The sequence below is a fragment of the Mammaliicoccus sp. P-M58 genome, assembly GCF_022386165.1.
Classification (GTDB): domain Bacteria; phylum Bacillota; class Bacilli; order Staphylococcales; family Staphylococcaceae; genus Mammaliicoccus; species Mammaliicoccus sciuri.
Genome location: NZ_JAJNJI010000010.1, coordinates 68,226 through 86,238, shown reverse-complemented (window position 1 = coordinate 86,238; position 18,013 = coordinate 68,226). Strand labels below are relative to the sequence as shown.

20 protein-coding genes and 1 pseudogene are annotated in these 18,013 nt (G+C 32.3%); 10 read left to right on the top strand and 11 right to left on the bottom strand.

The window, feature by feature from the left end; genetic code table 11:
- Positions 1–79 precede the first annotated feature (79 nt).
- Positions 80–1,363, top strand: coding sequence for a homocysteine synthase (locus tag LQ694_RS11515; protein ID WP_218696904.1), 1,284 nt, complete (start codon positions 80–82; stop codon positions 1,361–1,363).
- A 1,191-nt stretch (positions 1,364–2,554) separates the two neighbouring features.
- Entirely contained in the window at positions 2,555–3,310 is a 756-nt protein-coding gene (gene nfsA, locus LQ694_RS11510) for an oxygen-insensitive NADPH nitroreductase (protein WP_049319674.1), read from the top strand.
- A gap of 53 nt (positions 3,311–3,363) precedes the next feature.
- Here nfsA and LQ694_RS11505 read toward each other — a convergent pair whose 3' ends face one another.
- Both LQ694_RS11505 and LQ694_RS11500 read right to left on the bottom strand, forming a co-directional pair.
- Positions 3,364–4,041, bottom strand: coding sequence for an ABC transporter ATP-binding protein (locus LQ694_RS11505; protein WP_049319673.1), 678 nt, complete (start codon positions 4,039–4,041; stop codon positions 3,364–3,366).
- A gap of 2 nt (positions 4,042–4,043) precedes the next feature.
- On the bottom strand, positions 4,044–5,096 hold the full coding sequence (locus tag LQ694_RS11500) for an ABC transporter permease (protein ID WP_196968037.1): 1,053 nt from the start codon (positions 5,094–5,096) through the stop codon (positions 4,044–4,046).
- Positions 5,097–5,275: 179 nt separating this feature from the next.
- On the opposite strand from LQ694_RS11500, the gene LQ694_RS11495 reads away from it, so the two are divergent.
- On the top strand, positions 5,276–5,695 hold the full coding sequence (locus tag LQ694_RS11495; RefSeq protein ID WP_048541845.1) for an OsmC family protein: 420 nt from the start codon (positions 5,276–5,278) through the stop codon (positions 5,693–5,695).
- A gap of 55 nt (positions 5,696–5,750) precedes the next feature.
- On the opposite strand, the gene LQ694_RS11490 is transcribed toward LQ694_RS11495, so the two are convergent.
- On the bottom strand, positions 5,751–6,650 hold the full coding sequence (locus tag LQ694_RS11490; RefSeq protein WP_058591665.1) for a DNA-3-methyladenine glycosylase family protein: 900 nt from the start codon (positions 6,648–6,650) through the stop codon (positions 5,751–5,753).
- Positions 6,651–6,785: 135 nt separating this feature from the next.
- On the opposite strand from LQ694_RS11490, the gene LQ694_RS11485 reads away from it, so the two are divergent.
- The gene (locus tag LQ694_RS11485) at positions 6,786–7,685 is read left to right on the top strand and encodes an ABC transporter substrate-binding protein (protein WP_065380967.1); all 900 of its coding nucleotides are present in this window, start codon (positions 6,786–6,788) and stop codon (positions 7,683–7,685) included.
- A gap of 404 nt (positions 7,686–8,089) precedes the next feature.
- Positions 8,090–8,647: a TetR/AcrR family transcriptional regulator gene (locus tag LQ694_RS11480; protein ID WP_048541839.1), complete on the top strand. Its 558-nt coding sequence runs from the start codon at positions 8,090–8,092 to the stop codon at positions 8,645–8,647.
- An 81-nt stretch (positions 8,648–8,728) separates the two neighbouring features.
- Here the strand turns inward: LQ694_RS11480 and LQ694_RS11475 are convergent, their stop codons facing one another.
- Together LQ694_RS11475 and LQ694_RS11470 are read right to left on the bottom strand one after the other, a co-directional pair.
- Positions 8,729–9,058: a hypothetical protein gene (locus LQ694_RS11475; protein WP_096791088.1), complete on the bottom strand. Its 330-nt coding sequence runs from the start codon at positions 9,056–9,058 to the stop codon at positions 8,729–8,731.
- A 63-nt stretch (positions 9,059–9,121) separates the two neighbouring features.
- Positions 9,122–10,555, bottom strand: coding sequence for a sucrose-specific PTS transporter subunit IIBC (locus LQ694_RS11470; protein ID WP_218696906.1), 1,434 nt, complete (start codon positions 10,553–10,555; stop codon positions 9,122–9,124).
- 235 nt (positions 10,556–10,790) lie between these two features.
- Between LQ694_RS11470 and LQ694_RS11465 the strand changes: the two genes are divergently transcribed.
- Together LQ694_RS11465 and LQ694_RS11460 are read left to right on the top strand one after the other, a co-directional pair.
- Entirely contained in the window at positions 10,791–11,732 is a 942-nt protein-coding gene (locus LQ694_RS11465; RefSeq protein WP_048541833.1) for an agmatinase family protein, read from the top strand.
- A gap of 28 nt (positions 11,733–11,760) precedes the next feature.
- A complete protein-coding gene (locus LQ694_RS11460; protein ID WP_049319668.1) occupies positions 11,761–12,984 on the top strand; it encodes an Nramp family divalent metal transporter in 1,224 nt (407 codons plus the stop codon).
- Positions 12,985–13,045: 61 nt separating this feature from the next.
- On the opposite strand, the gene LQ694_RS11455 is transcribed toward LQ694_RS11460, so the two are convergent.
- Entirely contained in the window at positions 13,046–13,630 is a 585-nt protein-coding gene (locus tag LQ694_RS11455) for an adenylyl-sulfate kinase (protein WP_196968035.1), read from the bottom strand.
- A gap of 54 nt (positions 13,631–13,684) precedes the next feature.
- On the opposite strand from LQ694_RS11455, the gene LQ694_RS15645 reads away from it, so the two are divergent.
- Positions 13,685–13,786: a type I toxin-antitoxin system Fst family toxin gene (locus LQ694_RS15645; protein ID WP_142263509.1), complete on the top strand. Its 102-nt coding sequence runs from the start codon at positions 13,685–13,687 to the stop codon at positions 13,784–13,786.
- A 157-nt stretch (positions 13,787–13,943) separates the two neighbouring features.
- Here the strand turns inward: LQ694_RS15645 and LQ694_RS11450 are convergent.
- Positions 13,944–14,315: pseudogene (locus LQ694_RS11450) on the bottom strand (hypothetical protein).
- A 165-nt stretch (positions 14,316–14,480) separates the two neighbouring features.
- Between LQ694_RS11450 and LQ694_RS11445 the strand changes: the two are divergent.
- On the top strand, positions 14,481–14,567 hold the full coding sequence (locus LQ694_RS11445; RefSeq protein ID WP_107603069.1) for a type I toxin-antitoxin system Fst family toxin: 87 nt from the start codon (positions 14,481–14,483) through the stop codon (positions 14,565–14,567).
- 165 nt (positions 14,568–14,732) lie between these two features.
- Here the strand turns inward: LQ694_RS11445 and LQ694_RS11440 are convergent, their stop codons facing one another.
- Both LQ694_RS11440 and LQ694_RS11435 read right to left on the bottom strand, forming a co-directional pair.
- Positions 14,733–15,143, bottom strand: coding sequence for a GNAT family N-acetyltransferase (locus LQ694_RS11440; RefSeq protein WP_218696907.1), 411 nt, complete (start codon positions 15,141–15,143; stop codon positions 14,733–14,735).
- 303 nt (positions 15,144–15,446) lie between these two features.
- Entirely contained in the window at positions 15,447–15,965 is a 519-nt protein-coding gene (locus LQ694_RS11435) for a GNAT family N-acetyltransferase (RefSeq protein ID WP_058611545.1), read from the bottom strand.
- A 106-nt stretch (positions 15,966–16,071) separates the two neighbouring features.
- Between LQ694_RS11435 and LQ694_RS11430 the strand changes: the two genes are divergently transcribed.
- Positions 16,072–16,515, top strand: coding sequence for a YtoQ family protein (locus LQ694_RS11430; protein ID WP_049319665.1), 444 nt, complete (start codon positions 16,072–16,074; stop codon positions 16,513–16,515).
- Between the two features lie 52 nt (positions 16,516–16,567).
- Here LQ694_RS11430 and LQ694_RS11425 read toward each other — a convergent pair whose 3' ends face one another.
- Positions 16,568–17,029 (bottom strand): threonine/serine exporter family protein, encoded by a 462-nt coding sequence (locus tag LQ694_RS11425; RefSeq protein ID WP_049319664.1) that lies wholly within the window; start codon positions 17,027–17,029, stop codon positions 16,568–16,570.
- Between the two features lie 10 nt (positions 17,030–17,039).
- Positions 17,040–17,798, bottom strand: a complete 759-nt coding sequence (locus tag LQ694_RS11420; protein ID WP_048541818.1) for a threonine/serine exporter family protein — start codon at positions 17,796–17,798, stop codon at positions 17,040–17,042.
- Positions 17,799–18,013 lie beyond the last annotated feature (215 nt).

The window sequence follows — 18,013 nt, the reverse complement described above, 5'->3', positions numbered from 1 at the left end:
ATCTTTCAACTCGGATTTAATTGAATTTTTTAAATTATCTGACTATAATGGCATATATAACTTAAGGAGGTATTTATGAATGACACAAGAAAATTGGAATAAAGAGACATTAGCAATTCACGGTGGTCAAGTACCCGATCCTGTAACAGGTTCTACAGCAGTACCTATTCATCAAACAACTTCATATACATTTAAATCTACTGAACATGCGAAGAACTTATTCGCATTAGCTGAAGAAGGTAACATATACTCTCGAATCATGAACCCAACGAATGATGTATTCGAGAAACGTATCGCTTTATTAGAAGGCGGACTAGCAGCATTAAGTGTTGGTAGCGGTCAAGCAGCCATAACATTGAGTATATTAAATATTGCAGAAAGTGGCTCTGAAATAGTCGCATCTACCAATCTATATGGTGGTACATATAATTTATTTGCTGTGACTTTAAAGAAATTCGGCATTAAAGTACACTTTGTAGACCCAGATGATCCAGCAAATTTTGAAGCAGCAATCAATCAAAACACGAAACTTATTTTCGCTGAAACAATTGGTAACCCACGTATCGATGTATTAGATATTGAAGCTGTTGCTAAAGTTGCTCACGATAATGGCATTCCATTAATCGTCGATAATACATTCGCTACACCTCACCTACTACAACCAATTAAATTTGGCGCTGACATCGTTGTCCATTCTGCGACTAAATTTATCGGTGGTCACGGTACATCAATTGGTGGTGTGATTGTAGATAGTGGTCAATTTAACTGGGATAATGGCAAATTCCCTGGATTAGTTGAACCTGATCCAAGTTATCATGGTGTATCTTATGTCAATGACGTTGGTGCAGCTGCATACATTACGAAAGCACGTGTACAATTATTGAGAGACATTGGACCGGCACTTTCTCCATTTAATGCACAACAATTCCTAATCGGACTTGAAACTTTACATTTAAGAACAGAACGTCATTCTGAAAATGCTCAAAAAGTTGCAGAGTTTCTAGAAAATCATGAAAAAGTAAGCTGGGTTAATTATCCTGGTCTTAAATCTAATCAATATCACGAACTTGCAACTAAATATTTACCTAATGGCCAAGGTGCTATCTTAACATTTGGTGTTAAAGGTGATTCAGAAGCTATTCCCGAATTTGTTGAAGCACTAAATTTATTCTCTTTATTAGCAAACGTTGGTGACTCTAAATCACTTATCATACATCCAGCAAGTACAACACACCAACAATTAACAGACGAAGAACAACTTGCATCAGGCGTTACGAAAGACTTAGTGCGCTTATCAGTTGGTACAGAATCTAGCGAAGACATTATTAAAGATTTAGAACAAGCGTTAAATAAAATTAAATAAGCTTTAGTTAATAAGCGTTTAGGAAATAATTCCTAACTCAAATTAAATACCACCTTATTTACTGATTTATTCAGTATAAATAAGGTGGTATTTTTTATAATCTACGATTTTGTTCGTGCATGCTTGCCTAGGGTATGGCTCGAGCCTGTAGTCTCTCACTCATACTATTCCCTCAGGCGTCAGCACTTTACAAAATCGTTGCAAATTTCCAATTTTATACAAAGAAAAACGTAGCTTTGTTGATGGATTTATTTCATTATTCCTCTCAATCTGCATTACTGAGATACATTGGAATTAATCAGGATGTTGTTAATGAATCAATTGTTTTAGCAGTGCAAAGAATATACGATTAAAATTCAGATAATTCATTTTTTCCAAAAAAACCGATAATGTATATTTACTTTTATTCTCTATAGTTATAATATAAAATCATCAGTTACATTATATGTAAATTATGTATATATTATGTAACTTAAATAAAGGAGATTTTACAATGATTTTAAAACTGATAATACTAATATACAGTATTTTAAATATACTTGTTTCTATACTTTCAATAAAAAAGAATTTACCTATTTTAAATATATCTATATTTATAGTTGGTTCGTTACTTATGATTTACTCTGTGTGGGGTGACTTTTCTCTTAATAAAATGATTTCTTTGCTAATTGGATTACTATTAATACAGTTAGGGGCTGTTTTAAATGGTAATTTTTTAAAAGGAAAATTTTCTTTGTCACATCAAATTATACGTTTCACAATCTCTCTAGTTATTATATTTATATATTGGAGAATAATGTGATGAGCTATCTATTAATTGATTTAAATTCTATATATAAATCTGTCTTAAAAGAATTTGATAGTTTTTCGAAAAAAGAGTGCATGCCATGGTAAAGACTGGCGTGCACTCTTTTTTCGTGCCTAAAACCTAAAAAATTGATACTAATGGGTTACATCATGAACGATTTTGACAATAACTTTGAAACAATCATCGCAATGGATTGCACGGTTGAACGATACAACCGTCACCTTAAAAAGCCAGAGTATCGTGTTTTAAACATATTAAAACAACATAACTTAAAGATTATCGGCTACTCTCTTATATACCATTTAAAGCACCTTATATGAATATTTTTAATATTTTTGATAACATTTATATATCATAAGTATTATAAAGGAGCACTGAACACAATGAATCAAAGTGTATTTGACTTAACACAACAGCACCGATCTGTTAGACAGTTTAAAGATGAACCTCTTTCTAAAGAAACTGTAGAAAAATTAGTAAAAGCAGGACAAATGGCTTCAACTTCAAGTTACGTTCAAGCTTATTCTATTATTGGTATTACAGACCCAGAAATTAAACAAGCATTAAAAGAAGTTTCAGGGCAACAACATGTTGTCGATAACGGTTATTTATTTGTGTATGTGATAGATTATTACCGTCATAGTTTAATTAACCAAGAAACACAAGGCAATATGCAACCTAGTTTTGAGTCAGCTGAAGGCTTGCTCGTTGGTACGATAGATGTTGCACTTGCTGCACAGAATGTTGCATTAACAGCTGAAGATATGGGGCTAGGCATTGTTTATTTAGGATCATTACGTAACGATGTTGGTCGAGTGAGTGAGATATTAAACTTACCTGAGCATGTCTTCCCACTATTTGGTATGGCTGTCGGTGTTCCGAGTGATGACGATCAAGGTTCACCTAAGCAACGTTTACCATTTGAACATGTCTTCCACGAAAATCAATATAATGCCGACAAAGAGCAACAACTTACTCAAATTAAACAATATGACAAAGATATCCAAGAATATTATGAAAAGCGCACACAAGGTAAACGTTCAGAATCTTGGTCAGAACAAATTAAGAATATGATGAGCCAAAAAACAAGACCAGATATTTTAGAAAAATTAAATCTAAAAGGATTTATTAAAAAATAAACATACAAAAAGCGGCTGTGAGATGATTAACAATCTCCAGCCGCTTTTTTTAATTATGATACTTGTTCCGCAATTCTTCCGTCACTTAATTTAATCACTTTATCTGCAAATTCAAATATTCTTTCATCATGTGTAATCATAATACCAATCGAATTATTTTCTTTTACACTATTTTTAATCATTTTTGCTACTTCTATTGCACGTTTTGAATCTAAACTTGCAGTAGGTTCATCTGCCAAAATCATTTTTGGATGATTCATCCAAGCTCTCATAATTGCAACACGTTGTTTTTCCCCGCCTGACAATTCATTTGGATATGATTTGAGTCTATGAGATAAACCAATTTGTTTTAATAATTTTTCAGCTCTTTCTTTAGCATCTTTCTTACGCATGCCAGCCATTTCTCCAACATAAACAAGTTGATCTGTAACATTTAAATATGGTATTAAGTGTGATGATTGAAAGATAAATCCAATTTGATTCAATCTCATATCTGTTAATTTTTTATCAGATAAGTCTACATAATCTAAATCGTCTAATGTTATTTCTCCTGAGCTTTTGCCAAGTAATCCACCAATAATAGAAAGTAATGTTGATTTCCCTGAACCGGAAGCTCCATTCAAAATAACAAGCTGTCCTTTTTCTGCTGTAAACGTAATGTCGTTTAATACTTGTGTTTTTGCTTCTTTTTCTCCGAATGATTTTGTAACATGTTCAACAACTAATCCCATAATTATTCTCCTCCTATAGCTTCTAGTGGTTCAATTTTTGTCACTTTAATAAGTGATAATACAGCGCCGATTAATGAAACGACGATGAATACGGCAACCATTAACATCATTAAGTTTGCGTCAATATAGAATGGCATTGAAACTGGCATCACACTGTTGATGATAAATATAACGGCAATGGATAAGACCACGCCCACTAATGTGATTATCAGAATTTGGAACATTAATGATGCGATAAGTGATTTGTTTTTTGTGCCGATTGCTTTTAAAATACCAAATTGGCTTGTTTTTTGAATTGTCATAACATAGAAGAATGCCGTGATAACAATAGCTGAAATAACGAATAAGAATACAATCATCAAGTTCAATGGTTGTTGTTCAGCGTTATAACTTGGAATGGCATTTAACATGTCATCTTGTGAAATGACTTTAACATTGTCTACATCGTTGATTTCATTTTTTTGATGATCATTCAAGTTGTCATATGCAATGACTGAAATATGATGACCTTTCAATGTATCCATGCCATTTTTATTTACATAAGCCATAGATGTATGTGAGAACATGATATTATCAGCAAATCCTGAGATTTTAAATGATTGATCGCCTTCTGATAATTTAATTTCGTCCCCTACTTTAAAACCTTCTGATTTTAATTTCTCATTCAATAACACTTCGTTTTTATTTTGAGGTAAATGTCCTTCTGTTGGTTTCGGTTTAATGTTATTTGTCATTTGTGTAAACATTAAATCCGTTTTCCCACTTTTAGTATCAATTTTTTGCATTGCTGTTTTGACTGTGTCGCCTTTAGCTATTGTATTAACAGCTTCATCAGTTTTCGTCGTAATATTAGACTGACTTAAGTTATTGTCAGCATCACTGGCTATTACGTACGTACTTTTATTCCATTGTTCAATCCCCGATACATTCTCTTTAGCTAATCCTTGTGCTAACGCTGATATAAATAACACTAAAAATGCTAATAAGAATAAAATTAATGTTACGAGTAAATATTTAAATTTGTAATAAGTAAGTTCTTTAAGTGCTAGTTTCATGTCTATCCGTTCCTCTCTTTAATGTATATATATATATATCATAACGAGGCAATATGAACTGAATATGAACAAAAAGACATAAAAACAAATTTTTTTTAATGAATAATTATGGGAAAGACGATTTACTAGTCTATATTATTTGAAGTTGATACAATTTTAAAAAAGAGGAGGAGAGCTTAATGATTAAGTCTACTTGGCAAGGTAAGAAAACTTTTAAAGCACAATCCAAATTTGGCCACGACATCATTTCTGATGCACCAACAGAATCAGGTGGAGATGACAATGGACCATCTCCTGTTGAACTTATGTTAAGTGGTTTAGCTGGGTGTACTGGAATTGATGTTACCAATTTAATGAAAGAACGTTTAGCTCAAGTTACGAAATTGGAAATCACTGTAGATGATGAAAGAGAAGATACAACATCTCGATCAGTGAAACATGTCACATTAACATTCGATGTTGAAGGTGAAGTGGATTTAAAAAAATTAAAGCGTTCCATAAAACTGAGTGTCGATAAATATTGTACGGTTGCACATTCTTTAAAAGCAACAATTGAACCAAAACTTATCTTTAATGGTGAAGAACAAACTTTAGACTAAAAAATAAGAGTTGGATGAAATACCCTATTTATCGTAGAGATTTCAATCCAACTCTTTAATTTTGAATATATGGTGCTCGCCATATATAAAATGTTGCATAAGAACTCCACTCATGCCAACCTTCATTTAAACTTAACATTTGTTCTTTAGATGGTTTCTTATCTAAATTCAAGATGTCTTTCAATGCGTTTTGTAAACCAACATCTCCGATTGGAAAAGCATCCTGAACACCTAATGCACGCATCATAACATAATGTGCAGTCCATGGACCAATCCCTCTAATTTTAATCAGTGAACGCTCAATTTCATTCGTATCCTTAATATCCATCAACATGTCTTTAGATAACATTTGAGAATGCATTCTTTTGGCAATATCTATTAAATATTCTGCTTTTCTTCTTGAGAATTTCAAATCCATCAACTCTTGTACTGAAACATTCGCAATCACTTCAACTGTAGGATGGATATAATACGCTTTATGATTATACGTGATTTTCTCGCCATAAGTTTGAACAAGTCTCTTTTTAAGTTGGTATGCAAATGTTAAATTAATTTGTTGACCAATTATGCCCCAGGAAATAGCTTCAAATAAATTTGGAAGTCTAATCAATCTTAAACCATATAATTTACGGATTAATGGCTTTAATATTTCATTTTTCCTACCATATTGGTAAAACGATGATAAATCTGCTGAGAAATCGAACCATTCTTCTATATATGCAATTATTTTTTCGGTAAGTGCTGGATTTACAGAAACATCATTTAAAACCTCAACAATTAAGTAATGACTATGATAATAAATACATATCAACAGTCTCTCACCATCTAAATTAATTGCACGATAAATTTTATGATCTTCAACTTCAAATAACACTTCATTCTCATCTCTTTTTAAATAATCTAAGCATTTTTCATAGTCGAATATTTTGGGACATTCTATTCTAATTTCATGCATGATACATCACCTCCATCGTTAAAGATATTATGCGTTATTTACAATTAATACACAAATTTAAAATATAAAAATTGATACTATTTAAAGAAATAACATGTTATAATTGAAAGTAATTATCAATTAGGAGAGAGAAAAATGACCAAAAAATTACTTGTATTCCTCGCTACATTGTTACTTGTATTAGCAGCTTGTGGCAACAAAGATGATGACTCATCTAAAAACAAAACTCACAAATATAAAACAGATGAAGGTAAAACAGTTGAAATTCCTAACAATCCAAAACGTGTAGTCGTATTAACAACTAACCAAGGTAACTTCCAAAAACTTGGTGTTGATCCAGTCGGAACAGATGCTGATTTCCCTAAATCAAAATATGTTGACGATAAAGACGGGAAACGTGTTGGTTCTGAAGATGTTGAAGCTGTTACAAAGCTTAAACCTGATTTAATCATTACTTATAATGCTAACCCACAAATAAAAAAATATGAAAAAATAGCACCTACTGTACCATTCGACCACAGTAAACGAACTTTTAAAGAAGTACACATCGAAATCGGGAAATTATTAGGTAAAGAAGATAAAGCTAAAGAACAAATTAAAGAAATAGAAGATATCATGGCTAAAGATGGGAAAGAAGTCAAAGATAAAATCGGCAAAGACAGCACAGTTTCTATAATGGAAGTTGGACCTAAAGAACTTACATTAATCGGTAAGAACTTTGGTAGAGGTTCTGAAGTTATTTATCAAGGATTTGGATTTAAACATCCAGAAACAGCACAAAAAGACATTCCTAAAGAAGGTTGGTTATCAACTTCATTCGAGAACTTTAATAAATACACTGGTGATTATTTATTAATCCCAACTGAAAATGGAAAAGCACCAAACTCTTCATTAACTAAAGGTAGCATTTGGAAAAACACACCAGCAGTTAAAGACGATCACGTGTACTACTATCCAAGAAATGAATTTATGTATTCAGATCCAATTTCAATCGAAAAACAATCTAAATACTTTAAAGATATGTTAACGAAATAATAAAGCAGAGACTAGGTCATAACGACCTAGTCTATTCTATTATATAAGTATAAGTTATAGAAACTGTTGTGAACACTTCTGGCCAAACTTGTTCGTAACGAGGGCCTTGTGAACACTTTCGACCAAACTTGTTCGTAACGATGGCCTTGTGAACACTTTCTGCCAAACTTGTTCGTAACGGAGTTGTTAGTTACAAAACTACTGAGAATTGTAATTACTGGTCTCTTTATTTGCACTTCTAGCCAAAACTGCTAATAACGCACTCAGTATTTTCATTTCTCACCAAACTTGCTAATAACAGCACGCTAACTTACAAAACTCGTAACAACTATTCCTCACGACCTCCCTATTTGCATTTCATGAATTTTATGCATACACTGTATATTAAAGGAGTGGAATTTATTTTGACTAAACAAACGGATTTACGTGTGATTAAAACTAAAAAAGCTCTCACAGAAACATTAGTCTCAATACTTAAAGAGAAGAATTTCTCAGATATTACTGTAAATGAAATTTGTCATGCATCTCTTATACATAGAACAACATTTTACAAGCATTTTATGGATAAGTTTGATCTTTTACAATATGCATTAAGCGAATATACGAAAGATTTCTTTGAATTAGATTTATACGATCGTCTGCACCATCCTTTTCAATCGATGGAGAAGGCATTTATCAGTGAGCTAAGTGACGTATTTGAAAAGCAAAAAGATAATAGTGATACTGCATTTATGGATGAACTTATTAAACACTTCATTGAAGTATTTAGTGAAGATTTCAAAAATAATATTGATAAAGTTACGACTCCTACCCACCTACCTCAATCTTTACTTCCGTTTATTTATGGATCTAATTTAGCGGCAATTATACATTGGTCTGAATTAGCAGATGGTGATATAGACTTTGAAAAGCTAGATAAAATATTTAACGAAATCAATATAATTAGCATGAATAACGGTTAATCAATTTCATCATTTGTATATAAAAAACCTTTCAATTTAGACCTGTTATGGTCTTCATTGAAAGGTTTTTAACGATGTTATTTATTGTTGAACGAGATTGTTAACGTAATCTTTGAATGCTTCTTTGTCGCCTTCTTCAATATCAATCATTGCAACTTTTCCTTGTGGGAATTCAATAAATAATACACCTTTATCTTCTATTGTAACGGCTTTGATGTCTTGATAACTAAATACTCTTTTATAAGGTTCACCGTTCATATCAACGCTCATAATGACACGTTCGTTTGTTGTAATATATGCCCCTTTAAATTGGCTTTGTTCGCCTACTTTATAAATGATTGTTCCTAATACACTTGGACCAACTTTTTCCGTAGGATATAATTCACTTTCATCAATTTCATTTAATTTCATGTTCAATACCTCCATTTAATAACTACTTCTATTGTACGAAATAATGAGAGGTCATAACAAATATTATGATTGCACATCTCTATATGCTTTTCTTCTAGATAATAAAATTGTGACAACAAATGCGACAACAATTGCGATCGCCATACCGATAATATAGTTAAACCAACTACCTGGAGCTATAGAGATAAATCCTGGTAATCCTGCTGTACCGAGTGCAATGGCTTTTACTTTTGTTGCAGCTACATAACAAGAACCGGCACCTGATCCTATTATTGCACCGATAAATGGATAACGTAATTTTAAGTTTATACCAAACATAGCTGGCTCTGTAATACCTAATAATGCAGAAATACCTGCTGCTGAAGCTGTACCCTTCATTTTAAGATTCTTCACAATAAAAAATGCTGCAAGTGTTGCTGCACCTTGTGCAACGTTAGACATTGCTGCAATTGGGAATATAAATGATCCGCCTGTATTTGCTTTATCTGCAATCAATGTTGTTTCTATAGCGATAAAGCTATGATGCATACCAGTAATAACAATCGGTGCATATAGTAATCCAAATAATAAGCCACCGATTGCGCCACCCGTTTCATATAACCAAGTTAAACCGTCAGATAAGAATGTCCCTGCAGTTCGTGTAACTGGTCCAACGACTAAAAATGTAACAAATGCTGTAAAGAATAATGACAGTAAAGGTGTTAATAAATTATCTAAAGTAGAAGGAATGACTTTTCTAAATCCAATTTCTAACTTAGCAAGTATGTAAGATGCGACTAATATAGGTAACACTTGTCCTTGATAACCAACCATTTTGATAGAAAGTCCAAATATTTCCCAGGCTGGGATTTCGTCGCCTTTTACTAAAGCTTTAGGATAATCATAACCATTCATTAAACTAGGGTGTACAAGTATCATACCAAGTGCTGCACCGAGAAATGCGTTTCCTCCAAACCGCTTCGCTGCACTAAACCCTATTAGAACTGGTAGAAACACAAATGGTGCATTCGCGAAAACATTAATCATATTGGCTAAACTTGCAAACTGATTATGAACATCAATAAATGACGCTTTTTCATAAAATAAATCTTTAGCAGTTAAAATATTGTTAAGCCCCATTAATAAACCACCTGCTACAATTGCAGGAATAATTGGAACAAATATATCTGATAACATTTTTACAAATTGCTGAATCGGATTTAATTTCTTAGTCGACTTTTCTTTTACTTCTGATGTCGTAGATGCCTCTAATCCAGTTAAAGATTCCATTTCCGCAAAGACTTTATTAACCGTTCCAGAACCTATAATAATTTGGTATTGCCCACCCGTTGAAAAAGTCCCCTTAACAATATCCATATCATTTAATTGGTCTTCATTTACTTGAGACTCGTCTTTTAATACAAGCCTTAAACGTGTGGCACAATGCGCAATAGCTTCAATATTATCTTTGCCACCTATTGCTTCAGTAATATTCTGAGCTTCCTTTTTATAATTCATTGATTTCACTCCTTATTTATCCCATTCTTTTTGGTACCGGTACCAAAAAGGTTCAAAAAATATATTAACCTGATATGATTGTAATCGGTTCCATTAAAATTGTCAACGCTACAAAATTAATCATACTAATTTTAATTAATATGTTCATTTTATAAAATTAATATTCAGAAAAATTTGAAAACAAATGATTACTTTTATATAATGTGAATAAATAATTGAAAGGAGAACTTTTACAATGACAGAACGAATTTATGGCAATACACCTTGCTTTTTAGGTGGTAAAAACTTAACAAAAGAAAAAGATTATTCCACAGACGTTCTCGTATATGGCGTCCCTTTCGAAGGACCTTGCACTTGGGGAGATTATACAGGGTGTGAATTAGGACCGAAACAAATTAGATTATCTTCTGCTAGATATAGCGGATATTTACCTGAATTAGATCACATAGATGTACATAAGCATTTATCCATCGGGGATGTAGGTGATGTTTCAACCGTACCACATGATGTTGATCAAACGGTTCAGAACATTGAAGTATTTGCTGAAGATTTATGGAAATCCAATAAATTTTTAGTCGGTTTAGGAGGCGATCACGGTATCACATATCCGATTTTAAAAGGATTAACGAACACCGGGAAAAAAGTAGGCATTATTCATTTAGATGCGCACTATGATAATATGCCTCACTATGAAAATGAACAATTTGCGCGTAATACACCATTCATGAGGTTATATGAAACAGAAGGCATTCGAAACGAAAGCTTAATTCATACTGGTATTCATGGACCTCGTAACCAGCCTGAAACGGGACAATTCGCCAAAGAAAATGGTGCGGTTACCATCACGATTAATGAAATTAAAGAAACAACTGATTTACGTCAGTTTGCGCGTGATATTTATGCACAGGCAAGTAAAGATGTTGATGTTGTTTACTTAACGATCTGTAGTGATGTACTCGATTTTGCTTTTAATCCAGGCGGACCTGTTGATGGTAATGGTTTAACAAGTTATGAACTTTTAACAATGATTTACGAATTTGGAAAGTTAGGTCTTATTGGTATGGACTTTGTTGAAGTTTATCCAATGCAAGATGCTAACCAAAACTCTGCTCACTTTGTATCAACTGCTGTACTTTACGTATTAGCCGGCCATATTAAGTTTTTAAACAAAGTTTAATGCCTTACAAACGAAGGGATGACAAGATATGACTGAAAAGAGAGAAAGAAGTAAGTTTAGTATTTTTGGTCCTGGAATGATTATTACTGCATCATTTGTTGGTCCTGGTACCGTTACAACCATGACTCAAGGTGGTGCTGGATTTGGATACAGCTTACTCTGGGCAGTAGTCTTCTCAATCATCGCAACGATTGCACTTCAAGAAATGGTTGCTCGATTGGCGCTTGTTACAAATGAAGGTTTAGGAGAAGCTATACGGGATATTTTTAATCACCAATTACTTAAACTCATCACAGTTTGGTTCAGTATGATTGCTGTCGCAGTTGGTTGTGCAGCATACATATCGGGGGATTTATTAGGGACATCATTAGGTGCTGCCTATTTACTAGGAATTCCTGAAAATTATATTGCACCTGTCATTGGTATAGTTATTTTGTTAATCGGGTTAAGCGGTAGTTATGATTTAATAGAAAAAGTTATGACCGTACTCGTGCTCATTATGGGTGTCATTTTTATAACAACAGTAATCGTCATTCAACCAGATTTCGGTGCTGTCTTAAAAGGTGCATTCATACCAAGTATACCTAACGGCTCATTATTAACCATCATCGCACTAATTGGTACAACGGTTGTACCTTATAATTTCTTTATCCATGCCAGTTCAATACATGAACGATTTAATGGTATAAAAGATTTAAGAATTGTAAGAATCGATACAATTGTTGCGATAGGATTAGGTGGACTGATATCTGCTGCCATACTGATTACAGCGGGTACACTCATCCACGGGAAAGAAGTCACAAGTTTAGTCGAATTATCCGAACCACTTAAACCTATATTAGGAGACTTTGCACCTATTTTCATGAGTGTTGGCTTATTCTCAGCTGGTCTATCTTCAGCAATTGCCTCTCCAATGGGTGCCGCAGCAACAATCAGTAGTTGTCTCCGTTGGGAAGGTGGCGTAAAAAGTAAAAAGTATAGACTCGTGTTCGCAATCGTCATTTTCATTGGTATCATTACCTCTTCACTCGGGTTCGAACCATTAGAAGTCTTACTAATCGCACAAGCATTAAATGGCATCATTTTACCACTCATCGCAATATTAATCTTTGTAATCTTAAATAAGAAGAATATGATGGGTAAATTTGCAAACGGCATCGTCCTGAACATCATCGGAATATTCGTCGTACTTGTCGTATCATTTTTAGGCGTCTACAGTTTAATAGATGCTATTCAAAGCTTTATTAGATAAATCAAAAACCCCCTCACTATCGCACTAGTGAGGGGGTTTCGTCTTAAAATATAACATTTAATCATCTAATATGCTTAAATGTCGTTAAAATTCTATCGAGTTTTCTCTTTATCCAATTTCTATTTTTTAATAGCTTTAATTGACTCTTTTGAGCGACTTCATTAACAACTTGGTCAACATTTAATTGATCTGTATATATTTTATATTCTGTAACAATATTATCAAAAAACTCAATACAGTCGTCCATTTGAACACGAGCAAACGTTTCTCTCAATTCCAATCTTTTATTCAAACGTCTATTTAAAGTTTTCTTATTTGCATACAGTATATAATGATCTAACCGAATCCCATCTTTTTTTAAGCGTTCAATAATTTCTTGGTAGTACTCAATATTAATAATAGTCATAGGTACAATGATTATACCGTCATATGACTCTGCTATATACTTTAATAAATCATAGTTAAAGTATCTCCATTGATAATGGTCTTGAAAATTATCTTTATGTAAATTCTTAGGTATATTATGACGTATAAAGGAACCTAAATTTTCAGGATCATAAACAAAAGATTTAGATAATCTCTTATTCAATTCGAAAGCCGCAGTTGTTTTTCCAGAACCAAATGCCCCATTTAACCAGATAATCATAAATTCACCCTTTTCTATAGAAGACACTCAATTTGTTAGCAATATAGATTAAAATTGTTTTTAACCATATACCACTCTCCAAGCGTTAGAAACATTATATGTGGATGTGCAATAGCTTACTATTCTCATTGGTTAGAGAATAGTAAGAAAAAATAAAAGGCGACGTTTAGCCGACACCATTAATAAAACCCCCTCACTATGGCAGTAGTGAGGGGGTTTGGTGTTGAGTCACAACAATTGCTTTTGTTAGTAACATTATACCACCTATTGCATTTCATGTCATGTGTAAAATTGACATTGATGTTCAAAAAATTTATTTGCTTTTAGCAATAGACATACCCATTTCATTCTTTATGTCATTTGCTACAGTCTGTAATTCAGGAAAATAATTATTAGCAAAACCTATAATGATTTTGTTCTTCACAAATTCATTTAATTGTCTATCCTCTGGAATAGTCTGATCTATCAATTCCAAAAGTTCTCTATGATTTATATCATCTAAACTTACATTACCCAAATACTTCATAATAGCTAACATAAGTTTATCAAACACCTCATGTTCAAAATCAAAATCCAATAATAATAAACTTACAGAGTTTGTCTCTAATTAATTATCACCAATTCTAACTGATAGTTCGCTTATAGCTTGATAAAGTAATCTAAAACTCTCTTTATTCTCAAGCATATTCAAACACTCCTTGATTTTAAAATAATTAGTATGTGTATTCCCACAATCATCTTCTAAATTAATGATAACCAAAAATCTAAATCAAGTGCAAGCGAACAGTAAATGAAACATTGTACTTATAAAACCCCCTCACTACGGCAATAGTGAGGGGGTTTTACAGTAATTACTTTTGTCCACATCGTTGCACCCATTATATATGAATGTGCAATAGCTTACTTTTCTCATTGGTTAGAGAATTATAAAAAATAATAGGCGACTTTTAGCCAACACCAATAATAAGTTCAAGCACTACTCCATATAAAGATGAGATATAATGTTGAAATATAACAATTCTTTCTATTTATTACATTATACCATCTAATACATATCATGTCATGTTTAAAATATACATTAATCACCTTATTTTTATATCTTTCAGAACTCTTTGATACACTTATATCTAATAATTCCTGGATATTTCTCCCCTAAAGAAATAATTTTAAATCCTAGTTTAATATAAAAACCTACTGCGTCATTATCCGTTTCAGCTACTAACTTCTGTTTAGGGAATAATTGATGTATTTTATTTATAATCTCAGTTCCTAGCCCTTTATTCTGAATGTGACTTTGAATAGCGATATGTTTAATCACAACTTCTTGTTCAGTACTGATTAATCCCACTATTCCTACTATACATTCATTATTACTAACAGAATACAGTTCATTTTCAATTATACTGTAATACTTTTCAACATCTTTTATATTTTCTATGTTCAATATATTTTGAAATAAATCCCTAATAATTGAGTTACTTTCGATACTGGTTATTTTGTTGAATTTTATCAATATCTGCACCTTCTATAGAATTATATTTAACTCTAATATCACACTTTTGATTATTGTTTATTCATCATCAAATATAGCATTAGTATCTTAATATGGTCTATCTACAACTTAAATAAGTTAACAATAGAACGCCTATTAAATCTACGTGACTAAGTTTTTCCCCAGATGAAAGTAATATATGTTTAACTATGTAATAATTCTCTGTTCTTCTTTGTTGTTTCAAAAACTTTGCGCAGATAATGTATAATTTCCAAAATAAATAAAAATATAAGCATATTCTGCCTCCTTATATTATATTTATCTCTATATTTCTGTCTCAACGATATAGTCGGTTGATATGTCATTACCAGCTACGAATTGATGAGATCCTACTATTTTATAGCCATGTTTAGTATAGAAGTTGAGCGCTTGATGATTATGTTCCCATACGCCTAGCCATAGTTTTGATTTGTGTTGTTCTTTAGCAATTTCAAAGGCTTTTTTCATGAGTTCACTGCCGATTCCTTTTGACTGAAATTGTTTATACATGTATAAACGTTGTACTTCTAGATAGTCATCTCCCATTGGTTCTGTTTGTGCTAATCCAATGTTGAGTTTCATGTATCCTGCTATTTCTTGATTGATTTTGGCAAAGAAGTACCATGATTCTTTATTTTGCAGTTCGCTTAAAAGTATTTCATGATTATATGCTTCTTCAAAATATTGATTCATATCTTCTTGTGGCATGTCGTCTACAAATGTGTCTTTAAAAGTCGTTCTACATATTGTTGATAATGCTTCTATTTCATTTTCTTGAATAGCTGTTATTTCGATTGTATGCATATTGAGAGCCTTCTTCCATACTTTTTTATTTATATTTTTCTAATCATATCAAAGAAAGCCATTGTTTTAAATATGTTAAACTAATAAAAAAGGAGTGAATATTCGTATGACAAATTTAACGATTTATTTAGCAGGACAAATTCATGATAATTGGAGAGAAGAAATCACTCAGAAGGCTGAACAGCATAATTTACCGTTAACGTTTGTTGGTCCACAAACCAACCATGATCGTTCTGATAATATTGGCGAATCTATTTTAGGTGAGCAACCTAATAATTATTATAAAGATCATGCTGCTTCTGATATTAATAATTTTCGTACACAAGTGTTAATGAACAAAGCTGATGTTGTCATTGCTTTATTTGGTGAAAAATATAAACAATGGAATACAGCAATGGATGCTTCAACGGCGATTGCTTTAAACAAGCCGTTAATACTTATACGACCAACTGACTTAATTCACCCGCTTAAAGAGTTATCTAACAAAGCTAATGTAACTGTTGAGACAGTGGATCAAGCATTAGAAGTACTTAAATATATTTACGAATAAAAATAAAAGGTTATGACGCTTATTATTAACAAATACATGCGTGATAACCTTTTTATTTAACTTTATTTAATTGTCGATGTTTCTTATATTTATAGTAAACTTTCGATAATAAATCTGCTATGAGTAACCCAAGTGCTATTGAACTTGAGATAAGTGCAACTTTTATCATCGTAATTAATGCTTCATGATAATCATTTAATACTAAATTTTTAATCGCTTCATAGGCTGTGCCACCTGGTACAAGTGGTATGATACCAGGAATAATAAAGAGAATAACTGGCGAGAAGAATTTTCTACTCATCATATGCCCTGCCACACCTATAAACAAACCGCCTATAAATGAAGATTGTACGTCAGAACCATTAACCATCATACCCGTTTGAAAAGCAACCCACCCGATGGCACCAACTATACCAGCAGGAGTTAATAAATACTTGGGTGAATTAAATAATAAAGCAAATAGGAAAGCCGTACCAAAACTAAATACAATGTTTAATATTATCGTTATAACCATAATTCACCTCTTATGAGAATATTAACAATACGATACCTACACCGACACCAATGGCAATAGAAGTAAAGGTTGCTTCTAATCCTTTAGATATACCCACTAATAATTGACCCAAAAATAAATCTTGAATCGCATTTGTTATGAGCACACCTGGCACGATTGGCATAACTGCAGATATAATCGCAATATTTAACGCATCTCCTCCAAATAACATTTGATTATAAATGGCGATTAATGCGATGACACTCGCGGCAATAATTTCTGCTATAAATTTAACACGTGTCCATGAATGTAGAATTTCTACTATAGAATAACCTATTGCACCTCCAATAAATGTGGCGATGATATCTTCTTTATGTCCACTAAATAAATATAGGAAGAAAATTGAAATAAAACCTGCAGCAATCATTTTAAACGGTAACGAGTATGGTAATGGGGATTTATGTATAGTACGAATACGCTTCAATGCCTCTTCAGCTGATATTTGCCCTTTATCTAACATTCTAGAAATATTATTCACGCGATGAATATTACCTAAATTCGTATCTCTTTTACTGACTCTATATACTCTAATATTGTCGTCAATATCTAAAGCGAAATTTATAATTGTTGAACTGACATAACATTGATTATTCGGATACCCTAATCGTTTAGCCATTCTATACATTGTATCTTCAACTCGAAAAGCCTCCGAACCCGCTTCTAACAATACTAAACCAGCATTCATCACAATTTCTTGAACTATAGATTTAGGATAGCGTTGTTGATTCATATACTACACACCTCACTTTATCTTTATATATATAATAGAGTATCAAAAATAACATTACAATCGGACTTTTATTTCTATAAAATTCAATTTTATAGAAATGCGAAAATTGAGATTTTATAAAACTGTATTGAGTGCGATAATTTTTTCTATTTTATGAACATTTCGTAAATAACTTGACTTTGTTTTCATTTCATAATAGGCTTAATTTTGACGTA